Here is a 3,448-nt window from a genome sequence, read left to right as displayed (position 1 = left end):
GCCGGTCGACGGCGGAGACGGGGCGCGCGGGGTCGTGGCGGCCGTCGAGCTCCCCCTGCGCGACCTGCCGACGCTCGACCAGCTGGCGGAGGAGTGGAAGGACATCGACCCCCGCTCCCGCGACGAGCGTCTGGGCCGGGCGCGGAACCTGCGCGACGGCTACATCGACGGGCCCACCGTGCAGCACCCGGTGTGGGCGTGGCGCTGGGGCGACGCGGTGGTCGTGGGGCATCCCGGCGAGGCGTACTCCCGGTTGCAGACGACGCTGCGGGAACGGTTCCCCGCGACGCCCATCGTGGTGATGAACCTGACGAACGGCCCGGGCTTCGTCTACCTCCCGACGCGCGAGGCCTACGACCGCGGCGCCTACCAGGCCTGGCAGACCCCCCTGGCCGCCGGGGCCCTGGAGCTGCTGGAGGCGCACGCGGTGACCCTCGTCGCGAGCCTCCTCGACGACTGACCTGCACGCGTCCCTACCTCCACCGGCGGGGGAGCGACGCGGAATGCCGGTGTCGCGCCTGACCCGCGCGATCTGCGCCGCCGCCCATGGCGAGAATGGAGCATGGCAGCGCTCGAGCGGATGATCTACGTCGACGACTCGGGCCACCCTCAGACGGGACTGGTGGTGTACGGCTGGGTGGAGTTCGCACCCGACCGGTGGTCGAGCGTACTGCGGACCTGGTTGGAGATGCGCAAACGTCTCTGGCGGGAGTTGGGCGTTCCCGTCATACAGGAGCTGCACACCACGGAATACGTCAACGGTCGAGGACGGATCTCTCGGCGCTTTCCCGAACGGCATCGACACGGCGAGGTCGAGTACTGGAAGGACTTCGGTCGCGACGTCGCTCGAGAGTGCTTGGAGACGCTGCGCTTCACGGAAGGACTGTCGGTCGGAGCAGTGTTCCGATCAGCAGACCCTCGGGCGCTCGCACGGACTCGCAGCGACACCTATGCCGCGCTCGTCCATCGGTTCGAGCAGGAACTTCACGAGCGCGATGCGCTGGGCATCGTCTTCATGGACGGCGACGGGTCGGACTCGAGCTATCGGACTGCGCACCGTGGACTCAAGCTCGACCAGCGTCGAGTGCTGGAGGACGCGATCCATCTGGATTCCAGGCACTCGCAGCTCGAGCAGATGGCCGATCTCGTCGCCTGGAGCGCGTACGCCGCTGTCGACCGGCACCCGGGGAATGAGTTCGCCTGGGAGTGTTACGGCGATTTCCTTGCCGAGCGCGACCCCCGGCGCTCTCCCCGGGAGATCTGACCTCGGACACAGCGAGACCCCCTGGATCCACAGGTGCGGAGGGGGTCTGCTCCTCCAGCTTAGCAATGCTCGCGCGGCACGGCCACGGTGTGCATTGACTCGCGTCCGCCCGCGGCCGCTACACTTGCTATAGCAAATCCCCGTCGTAGAGGAGAGACATGACCGCGCAGCGCCCCGTCGCCATCGTCACCGGAGGCTCCGCCGGCATCGGCTGGGAGATCGGACAGCGGCTCTCCGCCGACGGGTATCGCGTGGTGGCGACCGACCGCGTGCCCGGCCTCACCGCGGGCGACAACCCCGCCGGCATCCTGTGGCGTGAGCTCGACGTGACCGATCACGCCGCGGTCGACCGGGTGTTCGGCGAGATCGAGGCCGAGCTCGGGCCCATCGAGGTTCTCGTGAACAACGCGGGCATCCAGCGGCACCGCGGCATCGAAGACCTCACGTGGGACGAGTGGTCGGCCGTGGTCGACGTGAATCTGCACGGGGTGTTCTCCGCCCTCCAGGCCGCCGGGCGCCGCATGCTCGACCGCGGCGAGGGGCGCATCGTCAACATCTCGTCCATCTCCTCACGCGGTTCCGCGGGCCGGGCGCCCTACGCCACGACCAAGGCCGCCGTGATCGGGCTCACCTCCACCGCCGGGGCCGAGTGGGCGGCGCGGGGCGTGCGCGTGAACGCGGTCGCCCCGGGCTACGTCGACACGGGCGTCTTCCGGCAGGGGGTCGAGCAGGGCACGCTGAGCCTCGACACGATCCTGTCGCGCATCCCCGCGAAGCGCCTGGCCGACGCGAGCGAGATCGCCGCGGCGGTCAGCTTCCTCGTCTCCGACCAGTCGCGCTACATGAACGGCCAGACGCTGTACGTCGACGGCGGGTTCATGGTGGACTACGGCGTGCCCCTCGCGAAGAAGCCCGAATGAGCGCGATCGCCCGCGTCGACACCGCCACGGTGGTGCTGCCGCTGCCCGCGCCCCTGCAGCTCGGGGCCATGACGGTCACGCGCCGCGAGTACACCGCGGTGCGGGCGACCGCGGGTGACGGCGCCACCGGCGTCGCGTACTGCCTGTCGCGCGAGGCGCCGATGGCCGAGATCGTGGAGCGGCTCGTCGCTTCGCACGCGGTCGGCACCGACGCGGACGACCCGGCGAGCACGTGGGAGCGGATGCTGCGGGGGAGCGCGATCGTCGGACGGGTCGGGCTCGTGCGTCGGGCCATCGGGCTCGTCGACATCGCGCTGTGGGACATCGCCGCGCGGCGGGCCGGGGTGCCGCTGTGGCGTCTGCTCGGCACGGGCGACGCTCCCCGCGACGCGATGCTCGTGGCCGCGTACCCATCACCGCAGCGCACGCCGCGGGAGGTCGCGGACGAGGTGCTGGCCCAGGCGGACGGGTGGTCGCAGGTGAAGATCTCCCGCATTCCCGATCCGGCATACATGCGCGAGCTGCTGGCGCTGCTGAACGCAGAACTGCCCGACACGACCGGGCTGGTGGTCGACGTGGGCTTCGGCTGGCCCGACGCCGACTCGGCCCTCGCCGAGATCGCGCAGTGGGGCGACCCGCGCCTGGCGTGGCTCGAGGATCCGCTGCTGCCGGAGGACGCGGCGGGGGTCGCGCGGATCCGCCGCGAGTCGGGGCTGCCGGTCGCGGTGGGCGACGAGGTGACCGACCCCGCGGTGCTGAAGGCGCTGGTGGAGGTCGGCGAGGTCGATGCGCTGCGCCTCGACGTGGTCGCGATCGGCGGAGTCACCCCCGCACGGGAGCTGATCGCGTGGGCGGCCGAGCGGCGCATACCCGTGTCGGGCCACGTGTACCCCGAGGTAACGGCCCACCTCGGCATCCAGGTCGAGACCTTCGCGCGCGGCGTGAATCCGTACGACCCCGCGCCCTCGTTCGTGACGGGCGGCCCGCGGTTCGACGGCGCCGTGATACCGAGCGATACCCCGGGCCTCGGGTTCGGGCTCGACCCCGCCGTGTTCCGATTCGAGAGGGACTGACATGACCGACTCCCCGCGCAGTGTCGTGGTCACCGGCAGCGGCAAGGGCATCGGCCGCGCGGTCGCCGAGCGCCTGACCGCCGACGGCTGGATCGTGGTGGGGCTCGAACGCTCCCCGGGCTCCGGCACGGTCGAGGCGGGCGTGCTGGCGGAGGTCGTGCTCGGCGATGCGTCCGACCGGGAGGCGCACG

The 3,448-nt window shown here is 71.6% G+C and carries 4 protein-coding genes and 1 pseudogene; all 5 read left to right on the top strand.

From position 1 onward, the window contains the following. Positions 1 to 460, top strand: a pseudogene (locus tag DW309_RS09230) (hypothetical protein); the annotation flags it as partial. Between the two features lie 102 nt (positions 461 to 562). Further along, positions 563 to 1,264, top strand: a complete 702-nt coding sequence (locus DW309_RS09225; protein WP_136045201.1) for a DUF3800 domain-containing protein — start codon at positions 563 to 565, stop codon at positions 1,262 to 1,264. A gap of 158 nt (positions 1,265 to 1,422) precedes the next feature. After that, complete coding sequence (locus DW309_RS09220) at positions 1,423 to 2,184, top strand: SDR family NAD(P)-dependent oxidoreductase (protein ID WP_136035568.1); 762 nt, start codon at positions 1,423 to 1,425, stop codon at positions 2,182 to 2,184. After that, positions 2,181 to 3,257 carry an enolase C-terminal domain-like protein gene (locus tag DW309_RS09215; protein WP_136045200.1) on the top strand — a complete coding sequence of 359 codons (1,077 nt, stop codon included), beginning with the start codon at positions 2,181 to 2,183 and terminating at the stop codon, positions 3,255 to 3,257. Before DW309_RS09220 ends, DW309_RS09215 begins: the two co-directional genes overlap by 4 nt. Position 3,258: 1 nt before the next feature. Continuing rightward, positions 3,259 to 3,448: SDR family NAD(P)-dependent oxidoreductase (locus tag DW309_RS09210; protein WP_136045199.1), on the top strand; the 190-nt coding region annotated here is incomplete at its 3' end.

Origin of the sequence: Microbacterium sp. K41, from assembly GCF_004794395.1 — a bacterium.
GTDB lineage: Bacteria > Actinomycetota > Actinomycetes > Actinomycetales > Microbacteriaceae > Microbacterium > Microbacterium sufflavum.
Note: the sequence above shows the minus strand (reverse complement) of the source record. Positions and strands in the feature narration are given on the sequence as shown.

What these genes read in the sequence shown, in the direction of transcription:
- DW309_RS09215 (WP_136045200.1), top strand. Translation starts at nt 2,181, where the DNA reads ATGAGCGCGATCGCCCGCGTCGACACCGCCACGGTGGTGCTGCCGCTG.
- DW309_RS09220 (WP_136035568.1), top strand. Translation starts at nt 1,423, where the DNA reads ATGACCGCGCAGCGCCCCGTCGCCATCGTCACCGGAGGCTCCGCCGGC.
- DW309_RS09225 (WP_136045201.1), top strand. Translation starts at nt 563, where the DNA reads ATGGCAGCGCTCGAGCGGATGATCTACGTCGACGACTCGGGCCACCCT.